The 15,153-nt window shown below is 59.6% G+C and carries 10 protein-coding genes; 6 read left to right on the top strand and 4 right to left on the bottom strand.

What is annotated here, in order from left to right:
- Window positions 1-9 precede the first annotated feature (9 nt).
- From ACP3TY_RS12725 to ACP3TY_RS12710, 4 genes are all read right to left on the bottom strand, one after another.
- Entirely contained in the window at window positions 10-960 is a 951-nt protein-coding gene (locus ACP3TY_RS12725; protein WP_053120626.1) for a SphA family protein, read from the bottom strand.
- Window positions 960-1,145: a hypothetical protein gene (locus ACP3TY_RS12720; RefSeq protein WP_053120624.1), complete on the bottom strand. Its 186-nt coding sequence runs from the start codon at window positions 1,143-1,145 to the stop codon at window positions 960-962. Before ACP3TY_RS12720 ends, ACP3TY_RS12725 begins: the two co-directional genes overlap by 1 nt.
- Before the next feature lie 10 nt (window positions 1,146-1,155).
- Complete coding sequence (locus ACP3TY_RS12715; protein WP_401238314.1) at window positions 1,156-1,947, bottom strand: hypothetical protein; 792 nt, start codon at window positions 1,945-1,947, stop codon at window positions 1,156-1,158.
- 277 nt (window positions 1,948-2,224) lie between these two features.
- On the bottom strand, window positions 2,225-2,653 hold the full coding sequence (locus ACP3TY_RS12710; RefSeq protein WP_053120617.1) for a YciI family protein: 429 nt from the start codon (window positions 2,651-2,653) through the stop codon (window positions 2,225-2,227).
- Window positions 2,654-2,966: 313 nt separating this feature from the next.
- Here ACP3TY_RS12710 and tpx point away from each other — a divergent pair, with 313 nt between their 5' ends.
- The 6 genes from tpx (at window position 2,967) to ACP3TY_RS12680 (ending at window position 15,118) form a co-directional block, all read left to right on the top strand.
- Entirely contained in the window at window positions 2,967-3,467 is a 501-nt protein-coding gene (tpx, locus tag ACP3TY_RS12705) for a thiol peroxidase (RefSeq protein WP_008086450.1), read from the top strand.
- A 185-nt stretch (window positions 3,468-3,652) separates the two neighbouring features.
- On the top strand, window positions 3,653-4,960 hold the full coding sequence (locus ACP3TY_RS12700) for an MdtA/MuxA family multidrug efflux RND transporter periplasmic adaptor subunit (protein ID WP_426620175.1): 1,308 nt from the start codon (window positions 3,653-3,655) through the stop codon (window positions 4,958-4,960).
- Window positions 4,957-8,058 carry an MdtB/MuxB family multidrug efflux RND transporter permease subunit gene (locus ACP3TY_RS12695; RefSeq protein WP_426620174.1) on the top strand — a complete coding sequence of 1,034 codons (3,102 nt, stop codon included), beginning with the start codon at window positions 4,957-4,959 and terminating at the stop codon, window positions 8,056-8,058. The genes ACP3TY_RS12700 and ACP3TY_RS12695 overlap by 4 nt, the downstream gene beginning before the upstream one ends.
- Window positions 8,059-8,200: 142 nt before the next feature.
- On the top strand, window positions 8,201-11,308 hold the full coding sequence (locus ACP3TY_RS12690) for an efflux RND transporter permease subunit (protein ID WP_426620172.1): 3,108 nt from the start codon (window positions 8,201-8,203) through the stop codon (window positions 11,306-11,308).
- Window positions 11,305-12,774 carry an efflux transporter outer membrane subunit gene (locus ACP3TY_RS12685; protein WP_426620171.1) on the top strand — a complete coding sequence of 490 codons (1,470 nt, stop codon included), beginning with the start codon at window positions 11,305-11,307 and terminating at the stop codon, window positions 12,772-12,774. The genes ACP3TY_RS12690 and ACP3TY_RS12685 overlap by 4 nt, the downstream gene beginning before the upstream one ends.
- A gap of 262 nt (window positions 12,775-13,036) precedes the next feature.
- Window positions 13,037-15,118: a putative bifunctional diguanylate cyclase/phosphodiesterase gene (locus tag ACP3TY_RS12680; protein WP_426620169.1), complete on the top strand. Its 2,082-nt coding sequence runs from the start codon at window positions 13,037-13,039 to the stop codon at window positions 15,116-15,118.
- Window positions 15,119-15,153: the final 35 nt, after the last annotated feature.

The raw sequence follows: 15,153 nt of genomic DNA, 5'->3' as shown, positions 1-15,153 counted from the left end.
TGTCCGGGTCTAGAAAAATGCCAGGGTCATGTTGACGCTGAAGCCGTTGCCTTCAGGACGATTTTTGGTGTCGAACTCCGGTACCCAACGGGCGCTGATATTGGCTTGGGCGTCGGCAAATTTACCCGACCAGCCCACCACCGGGCCGGCGCCAACGGAACGACCGCGATAACCGTTGAACGTATCGGCAGTCTGGCCTTTGTCGTCGGTCAGTTGCTGGATATAACCCGCTGCAACGCCGGCGCTCCAGCCATTGCCGAAACCGTGGGTCCACAGGGCGTCGAGGGTGAAGATGTTGCCGTTGCGATAATCGGTGGCGTCGTTCTCGGTGTAGAACTCCAGACCGCTGGACAGCGTCAGCTCGCCACCCTTGCCGTCGAGGTGGGTGAACGCCACGGTCGGCATGAACGTGTAATTGTTCTGCCCCGGGTTGGCCAGTCGATCGTCGTTATAGGCACCGGTCGGCACGTAGATCGGCAGGGACAACGAGATGTGGTTCAACTCGTCGAAGTGGTAACCGGCGGCGATCGGCGTGATCAGGGCGTCGGCGAATTGGGTGCCGGAGTCGCTGTCACCCAGCGTGCGCCCGCGCGGGCCGGTGATGCTGGCTTTGATGTCGGTGTACTGCACGGGAATGCCAACGGCCGAGGCGTAGTTCCAGCGACCTTTGCCGGTGTCCCAGACGTGGGTGAAGTTGGCCATGGTGTACGACACTTTCATGTCGATCCCGCCACTGACCGCGCCGGAAATCGGCGCACCGTTGCTGCCTTTTAGCGAGCCGTCGTACCAAATGCTGGTCAACGACATGACCCAGCCCGGCTCAGGCGGCACGATACCGGCGTTGGAAAACACCTGTTGACCAGTAATTGGCCGGCCAACACCGCCCTCGGCGGCGTACAGCAGCGGACTGCCGATCATGCACAGCGCCAGTAACGGGCGCACAACGTAAGGCTTGACCATCAACGACTCCGCTTAAAGTTCTGGCTGTATAAATATTCGAATAGAGGCGCCGCCGGGCGCTCGGTCGCTGCATAGATAGCGCTCCGATCTGTTTGCGGGCTGGCGATGGATTCCTGGGCGCCGACGCCACAGCTGACAAACATCGTCATCAAGCTGTAGCCGGCGGCCTTGAGGGTAACCTGCATAGCGTCTTCCTTACTTGCCGAAGGTCAAGTTAATGCCGGTATACACAACGAATTGCGGCAGGCCGTCGCCTTTGCGGTCGACGGTCCACTGCGGTTCGATGAAGGCGTTGACGATGTTGCTGCCGGACTTCCAGGCTTTGCCCACACCCAGGCCGAGCGGGATGTAGTGGGTGTCGTTTTTCAGGTCGAACGTCCAGGTGCCGGTGGAGCGCAGGTACCAGCCTTTTTCCAGGTTATGGATGATGAACGGCTGCATGGTCGCGCTTTCAACGTGGGCGCGGTCGCTGTCGCCAGCGAAGGAACTTTGATACTGCACCAGTGCGCCGAGCAATCCGCGCGGGGAGGCGTCGATCGCGACAGCCGCGAGGCCCCCTTGCCATTTGCCGGTGCCGAGCTCGTCCTGTTCGGCGGTCGGCGCGGTGATCAGCGGGCCAATGCCCAACTGCACGCCTTCGGTTTTCAGAATAAAGATGTCGAACAGGTTCAGATCGCCCATGCCGGTGCTGTAACCGTTATGCGGATCGGGGCGGGTGCTGATGGGCAGCGTCGCGCGTACCAGTTGTGGCACACCGATAAAGTCGTTCGGGGCGATCGGCAACGTGCCGCGCAGCAGGACGTCATTGGTATGAGCGTTGCTGTCGTAGAGTTTGGGGGTGTAGTAGTCCTGCAGGTTGGCGCCCGGCGCCACGTTCAGCGGGTTGTTACTTTTATTGGAGTCTTCGGCGTTGTCTGCTTGCGCGAACGGCATAGCCGCCAGCGAACTTGCCAGAAAAAGAGTCTTCCCCACTCGATTGAACTTCATCCCCGATTCCCTGGTGGCTCAATGGACAACTCGGCACTTGTCGGCCGTACGGCGTAATCCCTTTCTTTTCAAGCCTCTAGGACACGTCTTGTTTACGCTAGCAGCTTATCCAAAGTCTGCCAGTCGAATGTATTAATTCTTTGGTTTTGTGTACTTGTTCACTATTCGGTTGTGTACTGGTAGGAGCTGCCGAAGGCTGCGATCTTTTGATCTTGTTTTTACGGGCAAGATCAAAAGATCGCAGCCTTCGGCAGCTCCTACAGGGGGCGTGAGGGGTTTAGCTGTTTTTCTTTGCTTGGTCGCGGATGCGCTCTTCTTGGGCGCGAGCCTCAGGAGTGAATTCTGCGCCAAAGTCTTCAGCGGAAAATATCTGGCGAATCTCGATGTCGGAATCGGTGCCCGGCATAGGGTTCGGGCAGCGCTTGACCCACTCAATGGCTTCTTCCTTGGATTTAACGTCCCAGATCCAATACCCGGCGACCAATTCCTTGGTTTCGATGAAAGGGCCATCAGTCACCGTACGTTTGTCGCCGGAGAAGCGCACACGGGCGCCTTTGCTACTCGGGTGTAAACCGTCCGCTTCGACAAGGATGCCGGCCTTGGCCAGTTCCTCGTTGAAATTGCCCATCGCGGTGAGCAGTTCTTCACTGGGCATGACGCCGGCTTCCGAATCGGCGCTGGCTTTTACGAGGATCATGAATCGCATGGCGGTTACTCCGAAAAGTGTGGGGTTCACTGCTTAATCGAACGGGCCGGACATGAATCGACAGCATGGTTGAAAAAAATCAGGATCGCCCGCATCCCCGTGTAGGAGCTGCGGCACGCTGCGATCTTTTGATTTTGTTTCGAGGATCAAAAGATCGCAGCCTTCGGCAGCTCCTACCGGGATCTCGGGTTGTATACAATTTCGTGCGCCTGCACCTGACAATTTCATTTTGGGCATAGGTCGTCGGACAATTTCGTGGTTAACTTCCGCTTCTTGCATGCTCTCCAACCACAACGTTAGAAGGACTCAAGTCATGGCTCAAGTCACCCTTAAAGGCAATCCGGTTCAAGTCAACGGCCAGTTGCCACAAGCCGGTTCCAAGGCGCCAGCCTTTTCCCTGGTTGCCGGCAATCTGTCCGACGTCACCCTGAAAGACTTCGCCGGCAAGCGCAAAGTCCTCAACATCTTCCCAAGCGTTGACACCCCGACCTGCGCCACTTCCGTACGCAAGTTCAACGCTCAGGCCAACGAAGTCGCCAACACTGTGGTGCTGTGCATCTCCGCAGACCTGCCGTTCGCTCAAGCACGCTTCTGCGGCGCCGAAGGTCTGGAAAACGTACAGAACCTGTCGACCCTGCGCGGTGCCGAGTTCATCGAAAACTATGGCGTGGCCATTGCTGACGGCCCGCTGAAAGGTCTGACTGCCCGTGCCGTTGTGGTGCTGGACGAGAACGACAACGTGCTGCACAGCGAACTGGTCAAGGAAATCGCTGAAGAGCCGAACTACGACGCTGCTCTGGCCGTCCTGAAGTAAGCTCTGCCACTGCGCTTTACAATTGTTAACGGCCTGGCTCTGTCCAGGCCGTTTTCATTTGTGTATCAGTGTTTTGCCTCACACCTTGAAACGTAAGATGAAGGTAAATTGCCGGTAAAGCTGCTTTGCTTAATCGTCACCAGTGCTTATCGTTCAGCCTCCCGTAAAAGAAGCCCACGCGCCCAATGGTTAATCACTCCATGCAATCGTCCCCCCGCAACACCCGTCGCTGGCTGATCAGCCTGCTTGTCTTGTTGGTTATCGCTGTCCTGTGCTGGAAATTCTGGCCGGCCGGTTCAGCCCACAAGGAGGGCGGTGATAAGGCGGCGGCCGGTCATGCCGGGCGTTCGGGGATGATGAGGCCAGGCTTCGGCGGCGGCACCGGGCCGATTCCGGTGCGCGTGGCGCCGGCGGTTACCGGTGACTTTCCGCTGTATTACAAAGCGCTGGGCACGGTAACGGCGCTCAACACCATCAATGTGCGCAGCCGGGTGGGCGGCGAATTGGTGAAGATCAATTTCGAAGAAGGGCAGATGGTCAAGGCGGGCGACCTGCTGGCAGAGATCGATCCGCGTCCTTACCAGAATGCGTTACTGCAGGCTGAGGGCACCTTGTTGCAGAATCAGGCGCAATTGAAGAACGCTCAGGTCGACGTCGAGCGTTATCGCGGTCTTTTCAAGGAAGACAGTATTGCCAAGCAGACACTGGACACCGCCGAAGCGCTGCTCGGCCAGTATCTGGGCACGGTAAAAACCAATCAGGCGGCGGTCAACGACGCCAAGCTCAATCTTGAATTCACCAAGATCCGTGCACCGATTGCCGGTCGCGTCGGTCTGCGTCAGGTCGACGTCGGCAACCTCGTGGCGGCCAACGACACTACGTTCCTCGCGGTGATTACCCAGACCCAACCGATCAGCGTCGCCTTCACGCTGCCGGAAAACAGCCTCGAAACCGTCCTCGCCCGCTACCGCAGCGGCGCCAAACTGCCGGCCGAAGCGTGGGATCGTGGCGACACCAAACTGCAAGCCACTGGCGTATTGCAAAGCCTCGACAACCAGATCGACGTTGCCACTGGCACCCTGAAATTCAAGGCCCGTTACGACAACCGCGATCAAGCGCTGTTTCCGAATCAGTTCGTCAACGTGCACTTGCTGGCCGACACCCTCAAAGGCGTGGTACTGGCGCCTTCTGCTGCGATCCAGTTCGGCACCAACGGCACCTTTGTTTATGCGCTCGACGGTGACAAGAAAGTCACCATCCGCCAACTGAAAATCGGTGCCAGCGATGGCAATAACACCGTGATCACCGAAGGCCTGGCCGCCGGCGACCGTGTGGTGCTGGAAGGCACCGACCGCTTGAAAGAGGGCAGTGAAGTGGAAGTGGTCAACGACAGCAATGCCGTGCCGACCACCCCAACCGAGCACTTACAGGGCAAATCCGCTGCCGCCGCGCCAGACGCTGCCGTGACTGACAAGGCCAAGAAGGGCGCATGAACATTTCGCGGCTGTTCATCCTCCGTCCGGTAGCCACCACCCTGAGCATGCTGGCCATTGTTCTGGCCGGCCTGATCGCTTATCGCCTGCTGCCGGTCTCGGCGTTGCCGCAGGTCGATTACCCGACCATCCGCGTCATGACCCTGTATCCCGGCGCCAGCCCGGACGTAATGACCAGCGCCGTGACCGCGCCACTTGAACGCCAGTTCGGGCAGATGCCGGGTCTGACGCAAATGGCCTCGACCAGCTCCGGCGGCGCGTCGGTGCTGACCTTGCGTTTCAGCCTCGACATCAACATGGATGTTGCCGAACAACAGGTGCAGGCCGCGATCAACGCCGCGACCAATCTGCTGCCGACCGACTTGCCGGCACCGCCGGTGTACAACAAGGTCAACCCGGCAGACACCCCGGTGCTGACCCTGGCCATCACCTCGAAAACCATGTTGTTGCCCAAACTCAATGATCTGGTCGATACGCGCATGGCGCAGAAAATCGCCCAGATCAGCGGCGTCGGCATGGTCAGCATTGCTGGCGGTCAGCGTCAGGCGGTACGGATCAAGGTCAACCCCGAAGCCTTGGCGGCCAACAGCCTCAACCTGTCTGACGTGCGCACTTTGATCGGTGCCTCCAACGTCAACCAGCCGAAAGGTAACTTCGACGGCCCGACCCGGGTGTCGATGCTCGACGCCAACGACCAGCTGACGTCGCCCAAGGACTACGCCAACCTGATCCTCGCCTATAAAAACGGCGCGCCGTTGCGGCTCAAGGACGTTGCGGAAATCGTCGATGGCGCCGAGAACGAACGCCTCGCCGCGTGGGCCAACCAGAATCAGGCAGTGTTGCTGAACATTCAGCGTCAGCCGGGCGCCAACGTCATTGAAGTGGTCGACCGGATCAAGGCGCTGCTGCCAAGCATCACCGACAACCTGCCGGCCGGCCTCGATGTCACGGTATTGACCGACCGTACGCAAACCATTCGCGCCTCGGTAACCGATGTTCAGCACGAACTGCTGATCGCCATCGCGCTGGTGGTCATGGTCACGTTCCTGTTCTTGCGTCGTGCCAGCGCCACGATCATTCCGTCGGTGGCGGTGCCGCTGTCGCTGATCGGCACCTTCGGTGTGATGTACCTCGCGGGATTCTCGGTCAACAACCTGACGCTGATGGCCTTAACCATCGCCACCGGTTTTGTGGTCGACGATGCCATCGTCATGCTGGAAAACATCTCCCGATTTATCGAGGAGGGCGACAGCCCCATGCAGGCAGCGCTCAAGGGCGCCAAGCAGATTGGCTTCACCTTGATTTCCCTGACCCTTTCGTTGATCGCGGTACTGATTCCGCTGCTGTTCATGGCGGATGTGGTCGGGCGCTTGTTCCGCGAATTCGCCATCACCCTGGCAGTGGCAATCCTGATTTCGCTGGTGGTCTCGCTGACCCTGACGCCGATGATGTGCGCGCGGTTGCTCAAGCGTGAACCGGAAGAACATGAGCAGGGCCGCTTCTACCGCGCCAGTGGCGCGGTGATCGACTGGATGATCGCCGAGTACGGGCGGATGCTGCGTTGGGTGCTCAAGCACCAACCGCTGACCTTGCTGGTCGCTATCGGCACTTTGGCGTTGACCGTGTTCCTTTACATGATCGTGCCGAAAGGCTTCTTTCCGGTGCAGGACACCGGGGTGATTCAGGGCATTTCCGAGGCGCCGCAGTCGATTTCCTTCGCCGCCATGGGCGAGCGCCAGCAAGAACTGGCGAAGATCATTCTTGAAGACCCGGCGGTACAAAGCCTGTCGTCGTACATCGGTGTCGATGGCGACAACTCGACGCTCAACAGCGGCCGCTTGCTGATCAACCTCAAGCCGCACAATCAACGGGATCTCACCGCCACAGAAGTGATTGCCCGCCTGCAGCCGAACCTGGACAAACTGGTCGGCATCCGTCTGTTTATGCAGCCGGTGCAGGATCTGACTATCGAAGACCGCGTCAGCCGCACGCAATACCAGTTCAGCATGTCGTCGCCAGACTCGGAGTTGCTCAGTGAATGGAGCGGGCGTCTGGTCGAGGCACTGGCGCAACGTCCGGAACTGACCGACGTTGCTAGTGATTTGCAGGACAAAGGCTTGCAGGTGTATCTAGTGATTGACCGCGATGCGGCCTCGCGCCTGGGTGTGTCGGTGGCGAATATCACCGATGCACTGTACGACGCGTTCGGTCAGCGGCAGATTTCGACCATCTACACCCAGGCCAGCCAATACCGCGTGGTGCTGCAAGCGCAGTCCGGCGAGAAAATCGGCCCGCAGGCACTGGACCAGATCCACGTGAAAACCACGGATGGCGCGCAGGTGCGCCTGTCGAGTCTGGCCCACGTCGAGGAGCGTCAGGCACAACTGGCGATCACCCACATCGGCCAGTTCCCGGCAGTGATGATGTCGTTCAACCTCGCCCCGGGCGTGGCGCTGGGGCATGCGGTGGACATCATTGATCAAGTGCAGAAAGACATCGGTATGCCGGTCGGCGTGCAGACGCAGTTCCAGGGCGCGGCCGAAGCATTTCAGGCGTCGCTGTCGAGTACCTTGCTGCTGATTCTGGCGGCGGTGGTGACCATGTACATCGTGCTCGGCGTGCTCTACGAGAGCTACATCCACCCGATCACCATTCTCTCGACCTTGCCGTCGGCGGCGGTCGGTGCCTTGCTGGCACTGCTGCTCAGCGGCAATGATCTGGGGATGATCGCGATCATCGGCATCATCTTGCTGATCGGTATCGTGAAGAAAAACGCGATCATGATGATCGACTTCGCCCTTGATGCCGAACGCAATCAGGGCATGGCGCCCGAGCAGGCGATCTATCAAGCCGCACTGCTGCGTTTCCGGCCGATTCTGATGACCACGCTGGCGGCGCTGTTCGGCGCGGTGCCGCTGATGCTCGCCACCGGCTCTGGCGCGGAATTGCGTCAGCCGCTGGGTCTGGTGATGGTTGGCGGGTTGCTGGTGAGCCAGGTACTGACGTTGTTCACCACGCCCGTGATCTACCTGTACTTCGACCGCCTCGGTCGCCGGTTTGGCAAAACCAATGCCGACAGCGCAGAGGTGCCGGTATGACTGTCTGCACGCATTCCCCATGTAGGAGTGAGCCTGCTCGCGATGAGGCCGGCACATCCAACATTTATGTGAGCAGACAAATTGCTATCGCGAGCAGGCTCACTCCTACAGGGGTGTGCGGTGATGCTGGGGATTGCGGTCAATGAATCTGTCCGGTCCTTTCATCAAGCGCCCGGTCGCGACCATGCTGCTGAGCCTGGCGATCATGCTGCTGGGCGGTGTCAGCTTCGGCCTGCTACCGGTGGCGCCGCTGCCGCAAATGGATTTCCCGGTGATTGTCGTGCAGGCCAGCCTGCCCGGTGCCAGTCCGGAGGTCATGGCGTCCACCGTGGCCACGCCGCTGGAGCGCTCATTTGGCGCCATCGCCGGCGTCAACACCATGAGCAGCCGCTCCAGCCAGGGTTCGACGCGGGTCATTCTGCAATTTGACCTCGACCGCGACATCAACGGTGCGGCGCGGGAAGTGCAGGCGGCGATCAACGCCTCGCGCAATCTGTTGCCGAGCGGGATGCGCAGCATGCCGACCTATAAAAAGGTCAACCCGTCGCAGGCGCCGATCATGGTGCTGTCGCTGACCTCGGAGGTGCTGGAAAAAGGTCAGCTTTACGATTTGGCCTCGACGATTTTGTCGCAGAGCCTGTCGCAGGTGCAGGGCGTCGGCGAAGTGCAGATCGGCGGCAGTTCGTTGCCGGCAGTGCGCATCGAACTCGAACCGCAGGCGCTGAATCAGTACGGCGTGGCGCTGGATGACGTGCGTAAAACCATTGCTGACGCCAACGTACGCCGGCCCAAAGGTTCGGTCGAGGACGGCCAGCGGTTGTGGCAGATCCAGGCCAACGATCAACTGGAGAAAGCCAAGGATTACGAGTCGCTGATCATCCACTACGCCGATGGCGCCGCATTGCGCCTCAAAGACGTGGCCAAAGTCAGCGACGGTGTCGAAGACCGCTACAACAGCGGTTTCTTCAACGATGACGCCGCGGTGTTGCTGGTGATCAACCGTCAGGCAGGCGCCAACATCATCGAGACGGTCAACGAAATCAAGGCGCAACTGCCGGCACTGCAAGCGGTATTGCCAGCCAGCGTGAAGCTTAATCTGGCGATGGATCGCTCGCCGGTCATTAAGGCGACGTTGCACGAAGCGGAAATGACCCTGCTGATCGCTGTGGCGCTGGTGATTCTGGTGGTGTTCCTGTTCCTCGGTAACTTCCGCGCCTCGCTGATCCCGACGTTGGCGGTACCGGTGTCGCTGGTCGGCACCTTTGCGGTGATGTACCTCTATGGATTCTCGCTGAACAACCTGTCGCTGATGGCGCTGATTCTGGCCACCGGTCTGGTGGTGGACGACGCCATCGTGGTGCTGGAGAACATTTCCCGGCACATCGACGAAGGCGTCAAACCGATGGAGGCTGCTTACCTCGGGGCCAAGGAAGTCGGTTTTACCTTGCTGTCGATGAACGTCTCGCTGGTGGCGGTGTTCCTGTCGATCCTGTTTATGGGCGGGATCATCGAGAGCCTGTTCCGCGAATTCTCCATCACCCTGGCGGCGTCGATTGTGGTATCGCTGGTGGTGTCCCTGACGCTGACGCCGATGCTCTGCGCGCGCTGGCTCAAGCCGCACACGCCGGGGCAGGAAAACCGTCTGCAACGCTTCAGTCGCCGCACCAATGACTGGATGGTTGGCAAATACGCTACCAGCCTCGATTGGGTGCTGCGTCATCGCCGCCTGACCTTGCTCAGTCTGTTGATCACGGTCGGCGTCAACGTTGCCTTGTATGTGGTCGTGCCGAAAACCTTCATGCCGCAGCAGGACACCGGCCAGTTGATCGGTTTCGTGCGCGGTGACGATGGTCTGTCGTTCAGCGTTATGCAGCCGAAAATGGAGACCTTCCGTCGTGCTGTGCTCAAGGACGAAGCGGTGGAAAGTGTTGCCGGGTTTATCGGCGGCACCAACGGCACCAACAACGCCTTTATGCTCGTGCGTTTGAAACCGATCAAGGATCGTCAAATATCGGCGCAGAAAGTCATTGAGCGGCTACGCAAGGAAATGCCCAAGGTGGCTGGCGCGCAATTGATGCTGATGGCGGATCAGGATCTGCAGTTCGGCGGTGGCCGCGAACAGACAACCTCGCAGTACAGTTACATCCTGCAAAGTGCAGACCTCGGTTCGCTGCGCGAGTGGTACCCGAAAGTGGTGACCGCGTTGCGTGCGCTGCCAGAGTTGACCGCCATTGATGCCCGCGAAGGCCGGGGCGCGCAACAGGTGACGCTGATTGTCGACCGTGATCAGGCCAAGCGTCTGGGCATCGACATGGACATGGTCACTTCGGTGCTGAACAACGCCTACAGCCAGCGGCAGATTTCGACGATCTACGACAGCCTCAACCAGTATCAGGTGGTGATGGAGGTCAATCCGAAATATGCGCAGGATCCGGTGACGCTCAAGCAAGTGCAGGTGATTACTGCCGACGGTGCGCGCGTACCGTTGTCGACCTTTGCCCACTATGAAAGCAGTCTGGAAGACGACCGCGTCAGCCACGAAGGGCAGTTCGCCTCCGAGGATATTTCCTTCGACATGGCCGAAGGCGTGACGGTGGAGCAGGGCAGTGCCGCCATCGAACGGGCGATTGCCAAACTTGGCTTGCCAGAAGACGTGATCGCAAAAATGGCCGGTACCGCCGATGCTTTCGCCGCCACGCAGAAGAGCCAGCCGTTCATGATTCTTGGCGCGTTGCTCGCGGTGTATCTGGTGTTGGGTGTGCTGTATGAAAGCTACATTCACCCGCTGACGATTCTGTCGACGTTGCCGTCGGCCGGGGTCGGCGCGTTGCTGTCGATCTATGCGCTGGGTGGCGAGTTCAGCCTGATCTCGCTGCTCGGCCTGTTCCTGTTGATTGGCGTGGTAAAGAAAAACGCGATTCTGATGATCGACCTGGCGCTGCAACTCGAACGCCACCAAGGCATGTCTCCACTGGAGTCGATCCGCAGTGCTTGCCTGCAACGTCTGCGGCCGATTTTGATGACCACGCTGGCAGCGATTCTCGGCGCCTTGCCGTTGCTGCTCAGCCGCGCGGAAGGTGCGGAAATGCGCCAGCCACTGGGCCTGACCATCATCGGCGGGCTGGTTTTCAGCCAGGTGCTGACGCTTTACACCACACCTGTGGTTTACCTCTATCTCGACAAGCTGCGCCATCGTTTCAACAAATGGCGTGGCGTGCGTACTGACGCCGCTCTGGAAACTCCGCTATGACTGATCGTTCGCTTATACATATGGCCACTGTGCGCGGCTCGCGTCTATTGAGCCTGTCGCTGTGCGTGGCGATGCTCAGTGCCTGCGCTGTCGGCCCGGACTACCAGCGCCCGCAGACCGCCGAAATCGCTCAGTACAAAGAAGCCGAAGGCTGGCGTCAGGCCAATCCGAGCGACTCGCTGGCCCGTGGCGCCTGGTGGGAGCTGTACGGCGATCGGCAGCTCAACGGCCTGATCGAAAAGCTCAACAGCTCCAACCAGACGGTTGCGCAATCGGAAGCCCAGTTCCGTCAGGCGCAGGCGTTGGTGCGCAGTGCGCGCGGCGCGTTCTATCCGAGTGTTGACCTGAGCGTGGGCAAAACCCGCTCCAGTCAGGGCACCGGCAGCAGCAGTTCGAGTTTGAGCAGTTCTTCCAGCGGTATCCGCGACACTTACAACGCGCAGTTGGGCGTCAGTTGGGAAGCCGATATCTGGGGCAAACTGCGCCGTGGCCTTGAGGCCGATCAGGCCAGCGCTCAGGCGAGTTACGCCGATCTGGCGGCGATGCGCCTGAGCCAGCAGTCGGAACTGGTGCAGAACTACCTGCAATTACGCGTGATCGATCAGCAGAAACGTTTGCTCGAAGCCACGGTGGCGGCGTATGAGCGTTCGCTGAAAATGACCCAGAACCAGTATCGCGCCGGTGTGTCCGGACGTGACGCGGTGGCGCAGGCGCAAACCCAGCTGAAAAGCACTCAGGCCGATCTGGTCGATCTGATCTGGCAACGCGCGCAATTCGAAAACGCTATTGCCGTGCTGATCGGGCAGGCGCCGGCCGATTTCAATATTGCCGAAACCCAGAACATCCCGAACCTGCCGCAAGTGCCGTTGAGCTTGCCGTCGCAACTGCTGGAACGCCGCCCGGACATCGCCTCGGCCGAACGCTCTGTGATTGCGGCCAACGCGAATATTGGCGTGGCGAAAGCGGCGTATTACCCGGATCTGTCGCTGAGTCTGAGCGGTGGTTACAGCAGCAGTACCTCGCAAGACCTGGTCAGCTTGCCGAACCGCTTCTGGTCGGTCGGGCCGAAACTGGATCTGCCACTGTTTGACGGCGGTATCCGTTCCGCCGAAGTCGATCGCACTGAAGCTGTATACGATCAGACTGTGGCCAAATACCGCCAGACCGTGCTCGACGGTTTCCGCGAAGTGGAAAACTATCTGGTGCAGCTCAAGGTGTATCAGGACGAAGCCGCCGTGCGCCAGGAAGCGCTGGATGCGGCGCGCGACTCTCTGCGCCTGACGGAAAACCAGTACAAGGCCGGGCTAATCGCCTATATCGACGTCGTGGTGGTGCAAGCCACGGCGCTGAGCAACGAACGCAGCGTGCTGAACATCCTGCAAAGCCGCCTGATCGCCAGCGTGCAACTGATCGCCGCGCTGGGCGGTGGCTGGGACGGCCAACTGGATGTAACCGACACCCAATAAGGCGCTTTCCCCCCCTGTAGGAGCTGCCGAAGGCTGCGATCTTTTGATCTTTAAACAGTGTCAAAAGATCGCAGCCTTCGGCAGCTCCTACAGGGTAAGAGGTGCTTTCCAGAGCTTTGTAGGACGATCAAACAAGCGTTTCATCGGCTTGATGGCAATTTGCTTACTTTGTCAGTGCGTTCTTCCGCGCAATCAGTACAATCGCCGCATTTGCCCAGCCGAGAATGGACGCAGTACGGTTTGGGTGGTCACGAGAACTTTCATGCTCACTGGTAGCTATTCCTCCACCCTCGTACTCATCTCGTTGTGCGTGGCGATTCTCGCCTCGTACACCGCGCTCGATCTCAGCGGGCGCATTGCCACGGCCAAGGGCCGCGCCGTGCATTTCTGGACGGCGGGTGGCGCATTGGCCATGGGGGTCGGCGTCTGGTCGATGCACTTCATTGGCATGCTCGCCTTCAAACTGCCGATTGATCTGGGTTACGACATTGGCATCACCGCGCTGTCGCTGCTGATCGCCGTGCTGTCGTGCGGCTTTGCGTTATGGCTGGTCAGTCAGCCGAAGCTACCAATCTGGCAACTGGCCTTCGGTGCGCTGATCATGGGCGCCGGTATCAGCACCATGCATTACACCGGCATGGCCGCGATGCGCATGACCCCAGGCATCGATTACGACCCGACACTGTTCAGCGCGTCGTTGCTGATCGCGGTCGGCGCCTCGGCCGCCGCACTGTGGATTGCCTTTCGCCTGCGCCAGCATTCGCCGTATGTACGGCTGATTCGCGGCGGCGCGGCGGTGATCATGGGCATCGCCATTGTCGGCATGCACTACACTGGCATGGCCGCTGCGAAGTTTCCTGACGGCAGCTTCTGCGGCGCGACCATCGATGGCCTGAAGGGCAATGGCCTCGACAGTCTGGTGCTAATCACCACGTTGGCGGTGCTGTCGATCGCCTTGCTCACCTCGATTCTTGATGCCCGCCTCGAAGCGCGCACCGCTGATCTGGCGCACTCGCTGACCGCAGCCAACCGCGAACTGACGCAACTGGCCCTGCACGACACGCTGACCGGTTTGCCGAACCGCATGTTGCTCGATGACCGCATCAATCAGGCGATGAAAAAGGTGCATGAACAGGGCGGCTGTTTCGCCTTGATGTTCATCGATCTGGATGGCTTCAAACCGGTCAACGATGCGTTCGGCCATCACATGGGCGACCAGTTGCTGCGCGAAGTGGCGCAACGCCTGCGCGAAGATCTGCGCAGCCAGGACACCCTCGCGCGGATCGGCGGCGACGAATTCGTTTTGCTGGTGCGCCTCGCCGAAACGAACGATGCATTGAGCCTGGCGGCGCGTCAGGTTGGCCTTATCGCCCGTTCGTTCCGCGTGGCTGAACACGATTTGCAGATCTCTGCCAGCGTCGGCATCGCCCTGTATCCGGGCAATGGCCAGACCACGCAAGAACTGCTGATGAACGCCGACGCGGCGATGTACCACGCCAAAGGTGGCGGCAAAAACGGTTACAGCTTCTTCGACGCGTCGATGAACAGCAACGCGCGCAAGCAGCTGCAACTGCTGCAGGATTTGCGTGCGGCACTGGAACACAGCCAGTTCAGCCTGCATTACCAACCTAAATTCGACGCAGCCAACGGTCGCCCGGTCGGTGCCGAGGCGCTGCTGCGCTGGGAGCATCCGCTGCACGGCATGCTGATGCCGGACAAGTTTATTGATCTGGCGGAAAAAACCGGCCTGATCATTCCGATCGGCGAGTGGGTGCTCAATGAAGCCTGCCGCCAGATGCGCGAGTGGTACGTGCTCGGTTACACCGACTGGCGCATCGCCGTGAACCTGTCGGCGTTGCAATTCTGTCATGCCGGTTTGGTGCAGAGCGTGGCCAAAGCGTTAGCGACTCATCGTCTGCCGGCCAACAGCCTGACCCTGGAAATCACCGAAACCACCGCCATGAGCGACGCCGATGCGAGCATGACGGTGTTGCAGGAGTTGTCAGACATGGGCGTCGATTTGTCGATCGACGACTTTGGTACCGGTTATTCGAGCCTGATGTACCTCAAGCGTCTGCCGGCCAATGAACTGAAGATTGATCGTGGGTTTGTGCGTGATCTGGAGCATGACAGCGATGATGCGGCGATCGTTTCGGCGATTGTCGCGCTGGGCCAGGCGCTGGGTTTGCGCATTGTTGCTGAAGGCGTGGAAACCGGCGTGCAGCAGGATTTTCTGACGCAGTTGGGTTGTGATTCGTTGCAAGGGTATCTGCTCGGGCATCCGATGCCGGCCGAGCGGTTTATGCAGGACATCGTGCGCGGCGAACAACTCGCTGAAGTCTGAGATTCCTTGTGGTGAGGGGATGTGTGTTTTCAGGA

Origin of the sequence: Pseudomonas rustica, assembly GCF_049959085.1 — a bacterium.
GTDB lineage: Bacteria > Pseudomonadota > Gammaproteobacteria > Pseudomonadales > Pseudomonadaceae > Aquipseudomonas > Aquipseudomonas rustica.
This window is presented reverse-complemented; position numbering and strand designations above follow the sequence as displayed.

Excerpts from the sequence above, each read along its gene's own strand:
- ACP3TY_RS12690 (WP_426620172.1), top strand. The coding sequence starts at position 8,201 with ATGAATCTGTCCGGTCCTTTCATCAAGCGCCCGGTCGCGACCATGCTG.
- ACP3TY_RS12710 (WP_053120617.1), bottom strand. The coding sequence starts at position 2,653 with ATGCGATTCATGATCCTCGTAAAAGCCAGCGCCGATTCGGAAGCCGGC.
- tpx (WP_008086450.1), top strand. The coding sequence starts at position 2,967 with ATGGCTCAAGTCACCCTTAAAGGCAATCCGGTTCAAGTCAACGGCCAG.
- ACP3TY_RS12695 (WP_426620174.1), top strand. The coding sequence starts at position 4,957 with ATGAACATTTCGCGGCTGTTCATCCTCCGTCCGGTAGCCACCACCCTG.
- ACP3TY_RS12715 (WP_401238314.1), bottom strand. The coding sequence starts at position 1,947 with ATGAAGTTCAATCGAGTGGGGAAGACTCTTTTTCTGGCAAGTTCGCTG.
- ACP3TY_RS12685 (WP_426620171.1), top strand. The coding sequence starts at position 11,305 with ATGACTGATCGTTCGCTTATACATATGGCCACTGTGCGCGGCTCGCGT.
- ACP3TY_RS12725 (WP_053120626.1), bottom strand. The coding sequence starts at position 960 with ATGGTCAAGCCTTACGTTGTGCGCCCGTTACTGGCGCTGTGCATGATC.
- ACP3TY_RS12680 (WP_426620169.1), top strand. The coding sequence starts at position 13,037 with ATGCTCACTGGTAGCTATTCCTCCACCCTCGTACTCATCTCGTTGTGC.
- ACP3TY_RS12720 (WP_053120624.1), bottom strand. The coding sequence starts at position 1,145 with ATGCAGGTTACCCTCAAGGCCGCCGGCTACAGCTTGATGACGATGTTT.
- ACP3TY_RS12700 (WP_426620175.1), top strand. The coding sequence starts at position 3,653 with ATGGTTAATCACTCCATGCAATCGTCCCCCCGCAACACCCGTCGCTGG.